Source organism: Streptomyces sp. NPDC052064, from assembly GCF_055585925.1.
In genome coordinates this window covers 47,804-64,566 of record NZ_JBVJJE010000008.1, presented here as the reverse complement: position 1 = coordinate 64,566, position 16,763 = coordinate 47,804, and the positions used below count along the sequence as shown (strand labels likewise).

The 16,763-nt window shown below is 71.1% G+C and carries 16 protein-coding genes; 13 read left to right on the top strand and 3 right to left on the bottom strand.

The window, feature by feature from the left end; genetic code table 11:
* Positions 1-55: 55 nt before the first annotated feature.
* From dxr to ACZ6TU_RS22220, 6 genes are all read left to right on the top strand, one after another.
* Positions 56-1,312, top strand: a complete 1,257-nt coding sequence (gene dxr, locus ACZ6TU_RS22245; protein ID WP_469550491.1) for a 1-deoxy-D-xylulose-5-phosphate reductoisomerase — start codon at positions 56-58, stop codon at positions 1,310-1,312.
* Between the two features lie 8 nt (positions 1,313-1,320).
* Positions 1,321-2,613: a M50 family metallopeptidase gene (locus ACZ6TU_RS22240; protein WP_469550899.1), complete on the top strand. Its 1,293-nt coding sequence runs from the start codon at positions 1,321-1,323 to the stop codon at positions 2,611-2,613.
* Between the two features lie 168 nt (positions 2,614-2,781).
* Positions 2,782-3,939, top strand: a complete 1,158-nt coding sequence (gene ispG / locus ACZ6TU_RS22235) for a flavodoxin-dependent (E)-4-hydroxy-3-methylbut-2-enyl-diphosphate synthase (RefSeq protein ID WP_467677113.1) — start codon at positions 2,782-2,784, stop codon at positions 3,937-3,939.
* 179 nt (positions 3,940-4,118) lie between these two features.
* Positions 4,119-4,967, top strand: coding sequence for a GNAT family N-acetyltransferase (locus tag ACZ6TU_RS22230; RefSeq protein WP_467677115.1), 849 nt, complete (start codon positions 4,119-4,121; stop codon positions 4,965-4,967).
* Between the two features lie 30 nt (positions 4,968-4,997).
* The gene (locus ACZ6TU_RS22225; protein ID WP_467677117.1) at positions 4,998-5,528 is read left to right on the top strand and encodes a GNAT family N-acetyltransferase; all 531 of its coding nucleotides are present in this window, start codon (positions 4,998-5,000) and stop codon (positions 5,526-5,528) included.
* Positions 5,529-5,632: 104 nt separating this feature from the next.
* Positions 5,633-7,333 (top strand): proline--tRNA ligase, encoded by a 1,701-nt coding sequence (locus tag ACZ6TU_RS22220; protein WP_467677119.1) that lies wholly within the window; start codon positions 5,633-5,635, stop codon positions 7,331-7,333.
* Between the two features lie 39 nt (positions 7,334-7,372).
* Here the strand turns inward: ACZ6TU_RS22220 and ACZ6TU_RS22215 are convergent, their stop codons facing one another.
* Genes ACZ6TU_RS22215 through ACZ6TU_RS22205 form a run of 3 tightly spaced genes read right to left on the bottom strand, consistent with a single transcriptional unit; the run spans position 7,373 to position 9,370 of the window.
* The gene (locus ACZ6TU_RS22215; protein ID WP_467677121.1) at positions 7,373-8,311 is read right to left on the bottom strand and encodes an aminoglycoside phosphotransferase family protein; all 939 of its coding nucleotides are present in this window, start codon (positions 8,309-8,311) and stop codon (positions 7,373-7,375) included.
* 49 nt (positions 8,312-8,360) lie between these two features.
* Positions 8,361-8,825, bottom strand: coding sequence for a ferritin-like domain-containing protein (locus tag ACZ6TU_RS22210; RefSeq protein ID WP_467677123.1), 465 nt, complete (start codon positions 8,823-8,825; stop codon positions 8,361-8,363).
* Positions 8,822-9,370, bottom strand: a complete 549-nt coding sequence (locus ACZ6TU_RS22205; RefSeq protein WP_469550484.1) for a hypothetical protein — start codon at positions 9,368-9,370, stop codon at positions 8,822-8,824. Before ACZ6TU_RS22205 ends, ACZ6TU_RS22210 begins: the two co-directional genes overlap by 4 nt.
* 205 nt (positions 9,371-9,575) lie before the next feature.
* Between ACZ6TU_RS22205 and rimP the strand changes: the two genes are divergently transcribed.
* The 7 genes from rimP to truB all read left to right on the top strand — a co-directional run bounded on the left by rimP (position 9,576) and on the right by truB (position 16,696).
* Complete coding sequence (rimP, locus tag ACZ6TU_RS22200) at positions 9,576-10,076, top strand: ribosome maturation factor RimP (protein WP_467677127.1); 501 nt, start codon at positions 9,576-9,578, stop codon at positions 10,074-10,076.
* Between the two features lie 2 nt (positions 10,077-10,078).
* The gene (nusA, locus tag ACZ6TU_RS22195; RefSeq protein WP_467677129.1) at positions 10,079-11,089 is read left to right on the top strand and encodes a transcription termination factor NusA; all 1,011 of its coding nucleotides are present in this window, start codon (positions 10,079-10,081) and stop codon (positions 11,087-11,089) included.
* Positions 11,090-11,191: 102 nt separating this feature from the next.
* Positions 11,192-11,488 (top strand): YlxR family protein, encoded by a 297-nt coding sequence (locus tag ACZ6TU_RS22190; RefSeq protein ID WP_467677131.1) that lies wholly within the window; start codon positions 11,192-11,194, stop codon positions 11,486-11,488.
* Between the two features lie 144 nt (positions 11,489-11,632).
* A complete protein-coding gene (gene infB / locus ACZ6TU_RS22185) occupies positions 11,633-14,752 on the top strand; it encodes a translation initiation factor IF-2 (RefSeq protein ID WP_467677133.1) in 3,120 nt (1,039 codons plus the stop codon).
* Between the two features lie 251 nt (positions 14,753-15,003).
* Positions 15,004-15,297 carry a DUF503 domain-containing protein gene (locus ACZ6TU_RS22180; RefSeq protein ID WP_193507094.1) on the top strand — a complete coding sequence of 98 codons (294 nt, stop codon included), beginning with the start codon at positions 15,004-15,006 and terminating at the stop codon, positions 15,295-15,297.
* 44 nt (positions 15,298-15,341) lie between these two features.
* Complete coding sequence (rbfA, locus tag ACZ6TU_RS22175; RefSeq protein ID WP_274820165.1) at positions 15,342-15,794, top strand: 30S ribosome-binding factor RbfA; 453 nt, start codon at positions 15,342-15,344, stop codon at positions 15,792-15,794.
* Positions 15,791-16,696, top strand: a complete 906-nt coding sequence (gene truB, locus ACZ6TU_RS22170) for a tRNA pseudouridine(55) synthase TruB (RefSeq protein WP_469550478.1) — start codon at positions 15,791-15,793, stop codon at positions 16,694-16,696. Before rbfA ends, truB begins: the two co-directional genes overlap by 4 nt.
* The last annotated feature ends 67 nt before the right edge of the window (positions 16,697-16,763 follow it).

Below are 16,763 nucleotides of genomic sequence, written 5' to 3'. Positions count from 1 at the left end.
CCTACGGAGGGGATGCGCTGTCCTCACACACGATGCTTACGGCAACAATGGAGGAATGAGCGACAGTCCAGCCCCCCTCGCCGACCCGCACCTCGTCTACGACCCGGTGGCGGGCGACGGCCCGAAGGACGTGGTGATCCTCGGCTCCACCGGGTCCATCGGCACGCAGGCCATCGACCTCGTGCTGCGCAACCCCGGCCGGTTCCGGGTCACCGGCCTGTCCGCCAACGGCGGCCGGGTCGCCCTCCTCGCCGAGCAGGCGTACCGGCTGCGGGCGCGCACGGTAGCGGTCGCCCGCGAGGACGTCGTACCGGCCCTGCGCGAGGCGCTCACCGCGCAGTACGGCACGGGCGAGCCGCTCCCCGAGATCCTCGCCGGCCCGGACGCGGCCACGCAGCTGGCGGCGTCCGACTGCCACACCGTCCTGAACGGCATCACCGGCTCCATCGGCCTCGCCCCGACCCTGGCCGCCCTGGAGGCGGGCCGCACCCTCGCGCTCGCCAACAAGGAGTCGCTCATCGTGGGCGGCCCGCTGGTCAAGGCCCTCGCCAAGCCCGGGCAGATCATCCCGGTCGACTCCGAGCACGCCGCCCTCTTCCAGGCCCTGGCCGCCGGCACCCGCGCCGACGTCCGCAAGCTGGTCGTCACCGCCTCCGGCGGCCCCTTCAGAGGCCGTACGAAGGAGGAGCTGGCCCACGTCACCGTCGAGGACGCCCTCGCGCACCCCACCTGGGCCATGGGCCCGGTCATCACGATCAACTCCGCGACCCTCGTCAACAAGGGCCTGGAGGTCATCGAGGCACACCTCCTCTACGACATTCCCTTCGACCGCATTGAGGTCGTCGTGCATCCCCAGTCGTATGTCCACTCGATGGTTGAGTTCACGGATGGATCGACACTGGCCCAGGCGACCCCGCCCGACATGCGCGGGCCCATCGCCATCGGCATCGGCTGGCCCGAGCGGGTCCCCGACGCGGCGCCCACCTTCGACTGGAGCAAGGCCTCGACCTGGGAGTTCTTCCCGCTCGACAACGAGGCCTTCCCGTCGGTGAACCTCGCCCGGCACGTCGGCGAGCTCGCGGGCACCGCCCCGGCGGTGTTCAATGCGGCCAACGAGGAGTGTGTGGAGGCGTTCCGTCAGGGCGCACTGCCCTTCAACGGGATCATGGACACCGTCACACGGGTCGTCGAGGAGCACGGCACCCCGCGTGGGGGAACCTCACTCACCGTGTCGGACGTCCTCGAATCGGAGACCTGGGCGCGGACGCGGGCCCGGGAACTGGCGGCACAGACGGCGGAGGCCCGTGCATGACGACCCTGATGTTCATCCTCGGCATAGGCCTCTTCGTGGTCGGCCTGCTGTTCTCGATCGCGTGGCATGAACTGGGGCACCTGTCCACCGCCAAGCTGTTCGGCATCCGAGTGCCGCAGTACATGGTCGGTTTCGGCCCGACGATCTGGTCGCGCAAGAAGGGCGAGACCGAGTACGGGCTCAAGGCCATCCCGTTCGGCGGCTACATCCGCATGATCGGCATGTTCCCGCCCGGGCCCGACGGCCGGCTGGAGGTCCGCTCCACCTCCCCGTGGCGCGGCATGATCGAGGACGCCCGCTCGGCCGCGTACGAGGAGCTCAGGCCCGGCGACGAGAACCGCATGTTCTACACGCGCGCGCCCTGGAAGCGCGTGATCGTGATGTTCGCGGGCCCCTTCATGAACCTGGTCCTGGCCGTGGCGCTGTTCCTCACCATCCTGATGGGCTTCGGCATCACCCAGCAGACCACCACCGTGAGCTCCGTCTCCCAGTGCGTCATCGCGCAGAGCGAGAATCGCGACAAGTGCGAGAAGGGCGACCCGGCCGCTCCGGCCGCCGCCGCGGGCCTCAAGGCGGGCGACAAGATCATCTCCTTCAACGGCGTGCCGACCGACGACTGGAACAAGCTGTCCGACCTGATCCGCGCCAACCCCGGCAAGGAAGTGCCGATCGTCGTCGACCGCAAGGGCCAGGACGTCACCCTGCACGCGAAGATCGCCACCAACCAGGTCGCCAAGAAGGACTCCGGCGGACAGATCGTCGAGGGCCAGTACGTCCAGGCCGGATTCCTCGGCTTCAGCGCCGCCACCGGCGTGGTCAAACAGGACTTCGGTGAGTCCGTGACCTGGATGGGCGACCGGATCGGCGAGGCCGTCGACTCCCTCGCCGCCCTGCCCAGCAAGATCCCGGCCCTGTGGAACGCGGCCTTCGACGGCGCCCCGCGCGAGGCCGACTCCCCGATGGGCGTGGTCGGCGCGGCCCGCGTCGGCGGCGAGATCTTCACCCTCGACATCCCGCCGACCCAGCAGCTGGCCATGGCCCTCATGCTGGTAGCCGGCTTCAACCTCTCCCTGTTCCTGTTCAACATGCTCCCGCTGCTGCCGCTCGACGGCGGCCACATCGCGGGCGCCCTGTGGGAGTCGCTGCGCCGCAACACGGCCAAGGTCCTGCGCCGGCCGGACCCGGGCCCCTTCGACGTGGCGAAGCTCATGCCCGTCGCCTACGTGGTCGCCGGGATCTTCATCTGCTTCACCATCCTGGTGCTGATCGCGGATGTGGTTAACCCGGTGAGAATCTCCTAGTCATATGGCGTTCGTGGCGGCCCGGCATACTTTGTGCCGGGCCGCCTCGCATTGCGTGGCGATGAGAGTGGGATGTGCCCCCGCCGAGGCATGTGCCGTAATCTCGAAGCTCGGAGCCCGCTGCTCACGGGACCGGACCTTGATCCACGACTTGGGGTTGCACAGCAGATGACTGCGATTTCTCTCGGCATGCCGTCCGTTCCGACCAAGCTCGCCGAGCGCCGGAAGAGCCGCCAGATCCAGGTCGGATCCGTGGCCGTCGGCGGAGACGCCCCTGTCTCGGTCCAGTCGATGACGACGACGCGTACGTCCGACATCGGCGCGACCCTCCAGCAGATCGCCGAACTCACCGCCTCCGGCTGCCAGATCGTCCGTGTCGCCTGCCCGACCCAGGACGACGCCGACGCCCTCGCCACCATCGCCCGCAAGTCGCAGATCCCCGTCATCGCCGACATCCACTTCCAGCCGAAGTACGTCTTCGCCGCGATCGAGGCCGGCTGCGCGGCGGTCCGCGTCAACCCCGGCAACATCAAGCAGTTCGACGACAAGGTCAAGGAGATCGCCAAGGCGGCCCGGGACCACGGCACCCCGATCCGCATCGGCGTCAACGCGGGCTCCCTCGACAGGCGCCTCCTCCAGAAGTACGGCAAGGCGACCCCCGAGGCCCTGGTCGAGTCGGCCCTGTGGGAGGCGTCCCTCTTCGAGGAGTACGACTTCCGCGACATCAAGATCTCCGTCAAGCACAATGACCCGGTCGTGATGATCGAGGCGTACAAGCAGCTCGCGGAGCAGTGCGACTACCCGCTTCACCTCGGCGTCACGGAGGCAGGTCCCGCCTTCCAGGGCACGATCAAGTCGGCGGTCGCCTTCGGCGCGCTGCTCAGCCAGGGCATCGGCGACACCATCCGCGTCTCGCTGAGCGCGCCCCCGGCCGAGGAAGTGAAGGTCGGCATCCAGATCCTGGAGTCCCTGAACCTCAAGGAGCGCGGCCTGGAGATCGTCTCCTGCCCCTCCTGCGGCCGCGCCCAGGTCGACGTCTACAAGCTGGCCGAAGAGGTCACGGCCGGCCTCACCGGCATGGAGGTCCCCCTCCGCGTCGCCGTCATGGGCTGCGTGGTCAACGGCCCCGGCGAGGCCCGTGAAGCCGACCTCGGAGTCGCCTCCGGCAACGGCAAGGGCCAGATCTTCGTCAAGGGCGAGGTCATCAAGACCGTCCCCGAGTCCAAGATCGTCGAGACGCTGATCGAAGAGGCGATGAAGCTCGCCGAGCAGATGGAGAAGGACGGCGTCATCTCGGGCGAACCGTCGGTGGCGGTAGCGGGCTGACGGTTCGATTCAGCGCCGTTGGTGTCCCGCGCCCCTTCAGGGGCGCGGGGAACTGCGCGCCAAGCCACAACAAACCCGCATCCGCCGACAAACCGTTCCTTTCGAGCGCAGAGGCGCCCGCTCAAGCAGCGCAGCTATAGTGCGGAGACCAGCAGACCCGAGTGTGTGAGGCCCCGCACGTGTTGACGCAGACCACCTCCCGGGTTCTCGAACCGAGCGACCTGGACGCCGCGCTGGCCGTACTCGACCGCGAGCCGGTCGCGAACGCCTTCGTGACGTCCCGGGTGCAGATCGCCGGCCTCGACCCGTGGCGGCTCGGCGGAGAGATGTGGGGCTGGTACGAGGACGGCATGCTGACGTCCCTGTGCTACGCGGGCGCCAACCTGGTCCCGATCTGCGCCACCCCGCGCGCCGTCCGCGCCTTCGCCGACCGCGCCCGCCGGGCCGGCCGCCGCTGTTCCTCCATCGTCGGCCCGGCCGGCTCCACCGCCGACCTGTGGCGGCTGCTGGAACCCCAGTGGGGCCCGGCCCGCGACGTGCGCCGCCACCAGCCGCTCATGGTCACCGATCGCCTGCCGGACGGCATCGCCCCGGACCCCTACGTCCGTCGCGTCCGCAAGGACGAGATGGAGAAGATCATGCCGGCGTGTGTGGCGATGTTCACCGAGGAGGTCGGCGTCTCCCCGCTGTCCGGCGACGGCGGCCTCCTCTACCAGGCGCGCGTCGCCGAACTCGTCGGCTCCGGCCGCGCCTTCGCCCGCTTCGACGCGGACGGCAAGGTCGTCTTCAAGGCCGAGATCGGCGCCGCGACCGACCGCGCCTGCCAGATCCAGGGCGTGTGGGTGGCTCCCGAATACCGGGGGACCGGCCTGGCGGCCCCCGGCATGGCAGCGGTCCTGCGCTACGCCCTGGCCGACGTCGCCCCCGTCGTCAGCCTCTACGTCAACGACTTCAACACGGCAGCCCGCAGGACGTACCAGAGGGTGGGCTTCCAAGAGGTCGGCGCCTTCATGAGCGTGCTGTTCTGACGACGGGATCCCCCCTGTAGGCTCCCCGCCATGGACCTGGTGATCGGCCCCCTCGACCTCTCCGCCCACGTCGACGAGGCCCTGGCAGTCCAGGCCGTAGCCTTCGGCCTCGGCCCCGACGAGGTCGCAGTCCGCCGCCAGATCGTCCTGCGCCACATGACCTACCCGGGCGCCCGCGCCCTCGGCGCGACAGCCGGCGGCAACCTCGTCGGCTTCGTCTACGGCATGCCCAACGACCGCACCCACTGGTGGTCCACGGTCGTGGAGCCGTACCTCAGAGCGAACCACCACGACCACTGGCTCGACGACGCCTTCGTGATCACCGAACTGCACGTCCACCCCGCCTACCAGAACCGCGGCATCGGACGCTCCCTGATCACCACGATCACCGACGGCGCCGCCGAACCCCGCTCGATCCTCTCCGCGATCGACATCGAGAGCCCGGCCCGCGCGCTCTACCGCTCGCTCGGCTATCGGGACCTGGCCCGCCAGGTCCTCTTCCCGAGCGCCCCGAAGCCGTACGCGGTGATGGGCGCTCCGCTCCCGCTCCTGCGCCGTTAACCGATTTCCACCGCCCGGTACCCCCCGGATAACCTCCTGCCATCACCCTCCCCCACTCTCGGCTTCGCTCGAGCGGGGGGACCCCCAGCAGCAGGAGCAGAACCATGGCGAACGTACCGGTCCAGCGCATGTCCCAGTTGATGGCGAAGACGTTGCGCGACGACCCGGCGGACGCCGAGGTCCTCAGCCACAAGCTCCTCGTCCGCGCCGGCTATGTCCGCCGCACCGCCGCCGGCATCTGGAGTTGGCTGCCCCTCGGCAAGAAGGTGCTGGCCAACGTCGAGCGGATCGTCCGCGAAGAGATGGACGCCGTCGGCGCCCAGGAGGTCCTGCTCCCCGCCATCCTGCCGCGCGAGCCCTACGAGGCCACCGGACGCTGGGAGGAGTACGGCCCCGAACTGTTCCGCCTGCAGGACCGCAAGGGCGGCGACTACCTCCTCGGCCCCACCCATGAGGAGATCTTCACGCTCCTGGTGAAGGACCAGGCGTCCTCCTACAAGGACCTGCCGGTCATCCTCTACCAGATCCAGAACAAGTACCGCGACGAGGCCCGGCCCCGCGCCGGCATCCTGCGCGGCCGCGAGTTCCTGATGAAGGACTCCTACTCCTTCGACACCGAGGACGAGGGCCTCGCGAAGTCCTACGCCCTGCACCGCGAGGCCTACCAGAAGATCTTCGCCCGCCTCGGCCTCGACTACCGCATCTGCGCCGCGACGGCCGGTGCCATGGGCGGCTCCAAGTCCGAGGAGTTCCTGGCCCCGGCCGAGGCCGGCGAGGACACCTTCGCCGACTGCCCCAACTGCGACTTCGCTGCCAACACCGAGGCGATCACGTACGAGTTGAAGCCCGTCGACGCCTCGGACGTCCCGGCCGCCGAGGACATCCCGACCCCCGACACCCCGACCATCGAGACCCTCGCCGCCTCCCTCGGCGTCCCGGCCTCCGCCACGCTGAAGAACCTCCTCGTCAAGGTCGACGGCGAGATCGTCGCCGTCGGCGTCCCCGGGGACCGCGAGGTCGACATGGACAAGGTCGAGGCGCACTTCGCCCCGGCCGTCGTCGAGCTGGTCACCGAGACGGACTTCGCGGCCCGCCCCGACCTGGTCCGCGGCTACGTCGGACCGCAGGGCCTGGACAAGGTCACGTACATCGCCGACCCGCGTGTGGCCCCCGGCACGGCCTGGATCACCGGCGCCAACAAGGCCGGCACGCACACGAAGAACGTCGTCGCGGGCCGTGACTTCGAGGTCGACAGTTACGTCGACGTCGTGGTCGTGCGGGAGGGCGACCCCTGCCCGAAGTGCGGCACGGGCCTCGTCCTCGACCGGGCCATCGAGATCGGCCACATCTTCCAGCTGGGCCGCAAGTACACCGACGCCCTCAAGCTCGACGTCCTCGGCCAGAACGGCAAGCCGGTCCGCGTCACCATGGGCTCCTACGGCATCGGCGTCTCCCGCGCGGTCGCGGCCCTGGCCGAGCAGAGCGCCGACGACAAGGGCCTGTGCTGGCCCAAGGAGGTCGCCCCGGCCGACGTCCACGTGGTCGCCGCCGGCAAGGCCCTCCAGACCGAACTCGCCCTCGACATCTCCGGGAAGCTGGCCGCCGCCGGCGTCCGCGTCCTGGTCGACGACCGCCCCGGCGTCTCCCCGGGCGTCAAGTTCACGGACTCCGAGCTGATCGGCGTACCGCAGATCCTGGTGGCCGGGCGGCGCGCGGCCGACGGCGTGGTGGAGCTGAAGGACCGCCGCACCGGTGAGCGCGAGGAGCTGACGGTCGAGGAGGCCGTCGCCCGGCTCACGGCCTGAGTTCCCGTGCCCTGTGAGCGCTCCGGACCTCCGGAGCGCTCACAGCCAGCTCGCGAACTCCAGCAACAACTCGGCATCCCGCGGCCGGCCGACCCGCCCCGCCCGCACACCCGACTCCACGGCCCGGAACAGCGTCCACCCCCGCAACCGCTCCTGGTCCACATCGAGCGACTCCGCGAGCCGCTTGACCCGCCGGCGGGTCGTCGCCGCACCGGACGGCTGGGCGATCAGGTCCTCCACCCGGTCGCGGACCAGCCGGGCCAGATCGAAAGCGCACTCGCCGACCACCGGGTCGGGGCCCACGGCCAGCCACGGCGTCCGCTCCCCGGAGAGCACCTTGCTCTGCCGGAACGTGCCGTGCAGCAGCCGGTGTTCGGGCGGCGCGGCCAGCAACTCCTCGCGTGCCGCGAGCGCCAGGCCGACCAACGGGGCCACCTCGGGATCGGCCTGCGCCCGAGCCCGCATCGCCTCGGCCTGCCGCCCGGTCCGCTCGGCCACGGTCTCGAAGGGAAAGTCGGCAGGCGGCTCCACCCACAGCCGCCGCAGCGTCCCCGCCGCCTCCAGCAGCGCCTTCGCCTCCGGCAGCGACCGCACCGACACGTCCGGATGCAGCCGCTCCAGCAGCAGCACTCCCTCGGTCGCCGGGGGTACCTCCCTGCTCGAGTGAAGCCGAGATCCTGGGGGAGGTCCGAGCAGCTGTACGGCACCCCGTCCGCCCCAGTGCGCGAGCGCGGCCCGCTCCGCCTCCGGGCGGGCCCGGCCCGGCGCCAGCTTCAGCACGGCGGGCGTTCCGTCGGCCGTCCGCACCAGCACGACCAGGCTGCTGCGCCCGCCGGGCACCTGCACCCGCTCCACGGTCAACTCGCGTAGCGTGACGGCCTGCTGCGCCGCCTCGGGCAGCTTCTCCAGCCAGTCGTCACCGTCCGGTGCCGTCTCACCGAACGCCCTGACCAGACGCTTCGGCGGTTCGAAAACCATGCGCGAGTCGTTCCCTTCGTGCTGTCCGCGGTGCGTGCCCTTGCGCGGGTCACGCCGTCGGCGCCGCCAAGGGCGGGGCCGTGCCGGCCCGCTCGGCGAGCCCAGGGAAGGCTACGCTCTCGCCGCGCCAGCGCACCGCCCGCACCGCCGCCTCCCGCAGCGCCTCGGCGGCCAGCGCCCGCCGTCCGCCGCCCGCCGCGCGCACCAGGTCCGAGTACACCCCGGCCACCCGGTCCTCCAGCTCGGCGGCGAGCCGCGCGGCCGCCGCCGCGTCCGGCACCGGGAACGGCAGCGCGTACCCGGCGGCCGCCGCCACGGGCCTGCCTCCCAGGTCCTTCACCTCGCGCACCAGCGCGTCCCGGCGCGCCCGGTGCGCGTCGTACGCCGTCCGTGCCTCGGCGCGCTGCCCCTCACCGATCCGCCCGCCGACGACGCCGTACCCGTACACCGCCGCGTGTTCGGCCGCCAGCGCCGCCTGGAGGGCCCGCATCTCCCGGTCCTTCGCCTCGCTCACGCGCTACCTCCCGTCAGCAGATACACGTGCGCGGCCCCCGCCGCCGCCACCGAGGCCAGCAGCCGCGCCAGCTCGCCCGGCACGTCGAGCAGCTCCTTGGCCCGCCGGTCGGCGAGCTCCCGCTCCGCGGCGGCGAGCGCGGCCAGTGCCTCCTTGTCGTCGCCCGGCACGGCGGCGGCCGAGGGAGAGGCGGAAGGGGAAGGAGAGGCAGAGTCAGAGACAGAGGCAGAGGGAGACGCCTTCCGGCCCGGTCCCCCTCCGAAGGCCTGCGCATGCCGTAGGGCCACCGCCCGCAGCGGCCGCAGCCGCTCCGCGAGCCCCGGGTGGACGGCGATCACGGCGTCGTACCGCTCCACCAGCCCCTCGCTGTCCCGCGCCGCACGCGCGCGTGCCCGGCGGTCGGCCGCCGACGGGCCGTCCTCCGGGGCACCCGGGTCCTCGCCGCCGGCGGTGCAGCCGGCCAGGGCGAGGGCCGTCGGGCCGACGGCGAGCAGAGTCCTTCTGCGCGGCCCCGAGCGGGCGCGCGGCGAAGAGGGGAACGGCACGTCAGACGTCCTCGGGGGCTCGTACGAGAAAGAAGCGACTCACAGGGCTGAACGCTCGTGATCACGGTACCCGGGCGCCCGCCCGGGACCACTCAGCGGCACCGTTCGTCACCGGGTGGACGGCAACACACCCCGCGACCGGATACCCTTTGACCAGACACGCGACCCATCCCACAACAGCACACGCGGCCGAGGAGTCACCCGGATGAGCACCACCCAGAGCGAGAGGCTGCGAGGACTGCTGGAGCCGCTCGTCACCTCTCAGGGCCTGGACCTCGAAGAGATCGAAGTGGACTCCGTCGGACGCAAGCGTGTGCTGCGTGTCGTCGTCGACTCGGACACGGGCGCCGACCTGGACCAGATCGCCGATGTGAGCCGCGCGCTCTCGGCGAAGCTCGACGAGACGGACGCGATGGGCGAGGGGGAGTACACCCTCGAGGTCGGCACCCCGGGCGCGGAGCGCCTCCTCACGGAACACCGGCACTACGTCCGCGCCACGGAGCGGCTGGTGAAGTTCCAGCTGGCCGAGGGCGGCGAACTGGTCGCCAGGATTCTGAAGGTCGACGACGAGGGCGTCGACACCGAGGTGCCCGGAGTCAAGGGCCGCAAGGCCACCGCGCGCAGACTCGCCTTCGACGACATCGTCCGGGCGCGTGTCCAGGTCGAGTTCAGCCGCAAGGACAACAAGAAGGAAGAGGAGGCGTAGCCGTGGACATCGACATGAGCGCCCTGCGGGGCTTGGTTCGGGAGAAGGAGATCTCCTTCCCCCTGCTGGTCGAGGCGATCGAGTCGGCCCTCCTCATCGCCTACCACCGCACCGAGGGAAGCCGCCGCCACGCGCGCGTGGAGCTCAACCGGGAGACCGGCCATGTGACCGTGTGGGCGAAGGAGGACCCCGACGACCTCGAGGAGGGGCAGGAGCCCCGCGAGTTCGACGACACCCCGTCCGGCTTCGGCCGTATCGCCGCCACCACGGCCAAGCAGGTCATCCTGCAGCGCCTGCGCGACGCCGAGGACGACGCGACGCTCGGCGAGTACGCCGGCCGCGAGGGCGACATCGTCACCGGCGTGGTCCAGCAGGGCCGCGACCCGAAGAACGTGCTCGTCGACATCGGCAAGCTCGAGGCCATCCTGCCGGTGCAGGAGCAGGTACCGGGGGAGACCTACCAGCACGGCATGCGGCTGCGCAGCTACGTGGTCCGGGTCGCCAAGGGCGTCCGCGGCCCGTCCGTGACGCTGTCGCGTACACACCCCAACCTGGTGAAGAAGCTCTTCGCCCTGGAGGTGCCGGAGATCGCCGACGGGTCCGTGGAGATCTCCGCGATCGCCCGTGAGGCGGGTCACCGCACGAAGATCGCCGTACGGTCCACCCGGTCCGGCCTGAACGCCAAGGGCGCCTGCATCGGCCCCATGGGCGGCCGTGTGCGCAACGTGATGGGCGAGCTGAACGGCGAGAAGATCGACATCGTCGACTGGTCGGAGGACCCGGCCGAGATGGTGGCGAACGCGCTGTCCCCGGCCCGCGTCTCCAAGGTGGAGATCGTGGACATGGCGACCCGGTCGGCCCGCGTGACCGTGCCCGACTACCAGCTGTCCCTGGCCATCGGCAAGGAAGGGCAGAACGCCCGCCTCGCGGCCCGGCTGACCGGCTGGCGGATCGACATCCGGCCGGACACGGAACCGGCCGGGGACCGGACCGGGGACCCGACCGGGGAATAGATCCAAGCCGCGGGTCGTTCAGATCACGACAGGTTCGGGCGCGGCAACTGTTCGAATCCTGCCCCAAAGGGGTGAGGCGCCTACGGGGAGGTAGACTTAACGGTGTCTGGCCGGACGCGCACCCGCGCATGCCCTGAACGCACCTGTGTGGGGTGTCGGGAGCGAGTGGCCAAGGCCGATCTGTTGCGGATCGTGGTGATCGAGGGTGCATGCGCCCCTGATCCACGCGGTACGCTGCCCGGCCGGGGTGCGTATGTGCATCCCACACCGGTCTGTCTTGACCAGGCGGTTCGCCGCCGGGCGTTCACGAGGGCACTGCGCGCCCCGGGAGCGCTCGACACAAAGGCGTTGCGCCGATACGTCGAGCAGACGACAGTTGCCGAGCAGGCAACACGGTAAGACGTGCCGTACGGAACCCCGTGCGGCTAGGTACCTCGCGAGTCGAAAGCAGGTCGAGATTGCGATGAGCACTCGATGAGTACGCGATGAGTACGCCCATGAACTAGCGACGGTCCGGCTTCACCCGGACCTCAAAGGAGCGAAGTGGCTAAGGTCCGGGTCTACGAACTCGCCAAGGAGTTCGGTGTCGAGAGCAAGGTCGTCATGGCCAAGCTCCAGGAGCTCGGTGAATTCGTCCGTTCGGCGTCTTCGACGATCGAAGCGCCCGTTGTACGCAAGCTGACGGACGCCCTCCAGCAGGGCAACGGAGGCGGCAAGTCCGCCCCCGCCCGCAAGGCTGCCCCGGCGAAGCCGGCAGCCCCCTCCCCGGCGCAGGCTGCCCGTCCGGCCGCCCCGCGCCCGCCGGCCCCCAAGCCGGCCGCCGCCGAGAAGCCCGCGGCTCCCGCCGCGCCGGCCTCTCCCGGCCCCCGTCCCACCCCGGGCCCGAAGCCCGCGCCGCGGCCCGCCCCGGCGTCTCCGGCTCCGACCACGCCCGAGTTCACGGCACCCCCGTCGGCTCCCGCCGCGCCGTCGTCGCCGTCGTCGCCGTCCTCGTCCCAGGGTTCCGGTCCGCGTCCGGGCGCCCCGCGTCCGGCCGGCCAGGCGCCGCGTCCGGGTGCTCCGCGTCCGGGTGGTTCCGGTCAGGGTGGCCAGGGTCGTGGTGACCGTGGCGACCGTCCCGGCGCCTCGCGTCCGGGTGGCGGCGCTCAGCGTCCCGGTGCCCGTCCGGCGGGCCCCCGTCCGGGCAACAACCCGTTCACCTCTGGTGGCTCCACCGGCATGGCGCGCCCGCAGGCGCCCCGTCCGGGCGGTGCCCCGCGTCCGGGCGGCCCCGGTGCGCCCGGCGGCGCCCCGCGTCCGCAGGGCCAGGGCCAGGGCGGTCCCCGTCCGCAGGGTGCCGGCGGCGGTCCTCGTCCGCAGGCTCCGGGCGGCGCGCGTCCGACCCCGGGCGGCATGCCCCGCCCGCAGGGCGGCGGTCCGCGTCCCGGCGGCGGCCCGGGCGGTCCGCGTCCGAACCCCGGCATGATGCCGCAGCGTCCTGCTGCCGGTCCGCGTCCCGGTGGCGGTGGCCCCGGCGGCCGCGGTCCCGGTGGCGGCGGTCGTCCCGGTGGCGGCGGCGGTCGTCCGGGTGGCGGCGGCTTCGCCGGTCGTCCCGGTGGCGGCGGTGGCGGTTTCGCCGGTCGTCCCGGTGGTCCCGGTGGCGGTGGCGGCGGTTTCGCCGGTCGTCCCGGTGGTCCCGGCGGCGGTGGCCGTCCCGGCTTCGGTGGTCGTCCCGGCGGTCCCGGTGGCCGTGGTGGCACGCAGGGTGCCTTCGGCCGTCCCGGCGGTCCGGCGCGTCGTGGCCGCAAGTCGAAGCGGCAGCGCCGTCAGGAGTACGAGGCCATGCAGGCCCCGTCGGTCGGCGGTGTGATGCTGCCTCGCGGCAACGGCGAGACCGTTCGCCTGTCGCGCGGTGCCTCGCTCACCGACTTCGCGGAGAAGATCAACGCCAACCCGGCGTCGCTCGTCGCGGTCATGATGAACCTCGGCGAGATGGTCACGGCCACGCAGTCCGTCTCCGACGAGACGCTGCAGCTCCTCGCCGACGAGATGAACTACACGGTTCAGATCGTCAGCCCCGAGGAGGAGGACCGCGAGCTGCTCGAGTCCTTCGACATCGAGTTCGGCGAGGACGAGGGCGACGAGGAGGACCTGATGGTCCGCCCGCCGGTCGTCACCGTCATGGGTCACGTCGACCACGGTAAGACCCGGCTCCTCGACGCCATCCGCAAGACGAACGTCATCGCGGGCGAGGCCGGCGGCATCACCCAGCACATCGGTGCCTACCAGGTCGCGACCGAGGTCAACGACGAAGAGCGCAAGATCACCTTCATCGACACCCCGGGTCACGAGGCGTTCACCGCCATGCGTGCCCGTGGTGCGAGGTCGACGGACATCGCGATCCTGGTCGTCGCGGCCAACGACGGCGTCATGCCGCAGACGGTCGAGGCGCTCAACCACGCCAAGGCGGCCGAGGTCCCGATCGTCGTCGCGGTCAACAAGATCGACGTCGAGGGTGCGGACCCGACCAAGGTGCGCGGTCAGCTGACCGAGTACGGCCTGGTGGCCGAGGAGTACGGCGGCGACACGATGTTCGTCGACATCTCCGCCAAGCAGGGTCTGCACATCGACTCCCTGCTGGAGGCCGTGGTCCTCACGGCCGACGCCTCGCTCGACCTGCGGGCCAACCCGAACCAGGACGCGCAGGGCATCTCGATCGAGTCCCGCCTCGACCGCGGCCGTGGTGCCGTGTCGACGGTCCTCGTCCAGCGCGGCACGCTGCGGGTCGGCGACACCATGGTGGTCGGCGACGCGTACGGCCGAGTCCGGGCGATGCACGACGACAACGGCAACAGCGTTGCCGAGGCCGGTCCGTCGACGCCGGTTCAGGTCCTGGGCCTGACCAACGTCCCGGGTGCGGGCGACAACTTCCTGGTGGTCGACGAGGACCGTACGGCCCGTCAGATCGCCGAGAAGCGCGCCGCCCGTGAGCGCAACGCCGCGTTCGCCAAGCGCACGCGTCGTGTCTCGCTCGAGGACCTGGACAAGGTGCTCAAGGCCGGCGAGGTCCAGCAGCTGAACCTGATCATCAAGGGTGACGCTTCCGGTTCCGTCGAGGCACTCGAGTCCTCCCTGCTCCAGCTGGACGTCGGCGAAGAGGTCGACATCCGCGTCCTGCACCGCGGTGTCGGTGCGGTCACGGAGTCCGACATCGACCTGGCGATGGGCTCGGACGCCATCGTGATCGGCTTCAACGTGCGCGCCGCCGGGCGTGCGCAGCAGATGGCCGAGCGCGAGGGCGTGGACGTCCGGTACTACTCGGTCATCTACCAGGCGATCGAGGAGATCGAGGCGGCCCTCAAGGGCATGCTCAAGCCGGAGTACGAAGAGGTCGAGCTCGGTACGGCGGAGATCCGCGAGGTCTTCCGCTCGTCCAAGCTGGGCAACATCGCGGGTGTGCTCATCCGCTCCGGCGAGGTCAAGCGCAACACCAAGGCGCGACTCCTGCGCGACGGCAAGGTCATCGCGGAGAACCTCAACATCGAGGGTCTGCGTCGCTTCAAGGACGACGTCACCGAGATCCGCGAAGGGTTCGAGGGCGGTATCAACCTCGGCAACTTCAACGACATCAAGATCGACGACGTCATCGCGACGTACGAGATGCGCGAGAAGCCGCGGGTGTAACCCACGGTTCCCAGACCGGCCGACGGGGCCTCGCCCCGTCGGCCGGCTGGCCGTTGGAGGAGTGCCGGGGCGTAGTCCCCGCCGGGGTCTGGGGCGGAGCCCCAGGGGCAGTACCTCCTGGCCGACCGTGTCGGGCGGGTGGGCCGAGGAAAACCCCGTCGAGCCACCGGCAGGTACGCGGTACCGTTCTTGATGTCCCTGCCCCGACCGCAGGGCCATCGATCCCGTACCGGCGGGTCATCCGGTTGCACATGTATGTGGGGACGCTGTCCTTCGACCTGCTCCTCGGCGACGTACGGTCGCTGAAGGAGAAGCGCTCCGTCGTCCGCCCCATCGTCGCCGAGCTCCAGCGCAAGTACGCGGTGAGCGCGGCCGAGGTGGATCACATGGACCTCCACCGCAGGGCCGTCATCGGCCTCGCGCTGGTGTCCGGTGACGCGGCGCACGTGAGCGACATACTCGACCGGTGCGAACGGCTGGTCGCCGCCCGCCCCGAGGTGGAGCTGCTGTCCGTCAGGCGGCGCTTCCACGGCGAAGACGACTGACGAACCGAGAACGACCCAGACAGGAAAGAACGGGAGACGGACCAGTGGCCGACAACGCGCGGGCCAAGAGGCTGGCGGACCTCATCCGGGAAGTGGTGGCCCAGAAGCTGCAACGCGGGATCAAGGACCCGCGGCTCGGCTCGCACGTCACCATCACGGACACGCGGGTCACGGGTGATCTGCGGGAGGCGACCGTCTTCTACACCGTGTACGGGGACGACGAGGAGCGGAACGCGGCCGCGGCCGGCCTGGAGAGCGCCAAGGGCATCCTGCGCTCCGAGGTCGGCCGGGCCGCCGGCGTGAAGTTCACGCCGACCCTGACCTTCGTCATGGACGCCCTCCCGGACACCGCCCGGAACATCGAGGACCTCCTCGACAAGGCGCGCCAGTCCGACGAGAAGGTGCGCGAGGCGTCCGCCGGTGCGAAGTACGCCGGTGACGCCGACCCGTACCGCAAGCCGGACGAGGACGACGAGACGGACGACACCGCCGAATGACCCAGAAGCACACCACGCCCGACGGCCTCGTCATCGTCGACAAGCCGTCGGGCTTCACTTCGCACGACGTCGTCGCCAAGATGCGCGGCATCGCCAGAACGCGACGCGTCGGGCACGCCGGCACCCTCGACCCGATGGCGACGGGCGTCCTCGTCCTCGGCATCGAGAAGGCCACCAAGCTCCTCGGCCACCTCGCTCTGACCGAGAAGGAGTACCTGGGCACGATCCGGCTCGGGCAGAACACCCTCACCGACGACGCCGAGGGGGAGATCACCTCCTCCACGGACGCCTCCGAGGTCACCCGCGACGCCATCGACGCCGGCGTCGCCAAGCTGACCGGCGACATCATGCAGGTGCCGTCCAAGGTCAGCGCCATCAAGATCAACGGCGTGCGGTCCTACAAGCGGGCCAGGGACGGCGAGGAGTTCGACATCCCGGCCCGGCCCGTCACGGTCTCCTCCTTCGGCGTGTACGACGTCCGGGAGGCCGTCGCCGAGGACGGCACTGCCGTACTCGACCTGGTGGTCTCGGTCGTCTGCTCCTCCGGCACGTACATCCGGGCCCTGGCCCGCGACCTGGGCGCCGACCTCGGTGTGGGCGGGCATCTCACCGCCCTGCGCCGCACCCGCGTCGGCCCCTACAAGCTGGACGCGGCCCGCACCCTGGACCAGCTCCAGCAGGAGCTGACCGTGATGCCGGTCGCCGAGGCCGCCGCGGCCGCGTTCCGGCGCTGGGACGTCGACGCCCGGCGCGCCCGGCTGCTCACCAACGGCGTACGGCTCGACATGCCCGAGGAGTACGCGGGCTCGGGCCCCGTCGCCGTCTTCGACCCGGAGGGCCGCTTCCTCGCCCTCGTCGAGGAGCAGCGGGGCAAGGCCAAGTCCCTGGCCGTCTTCGGCTGACAGCCGTCCGCCCGTGGAGCGGCGACCACGGGGTACCTCCACTGCCGCCGCTCCACGGTCCCCCCTC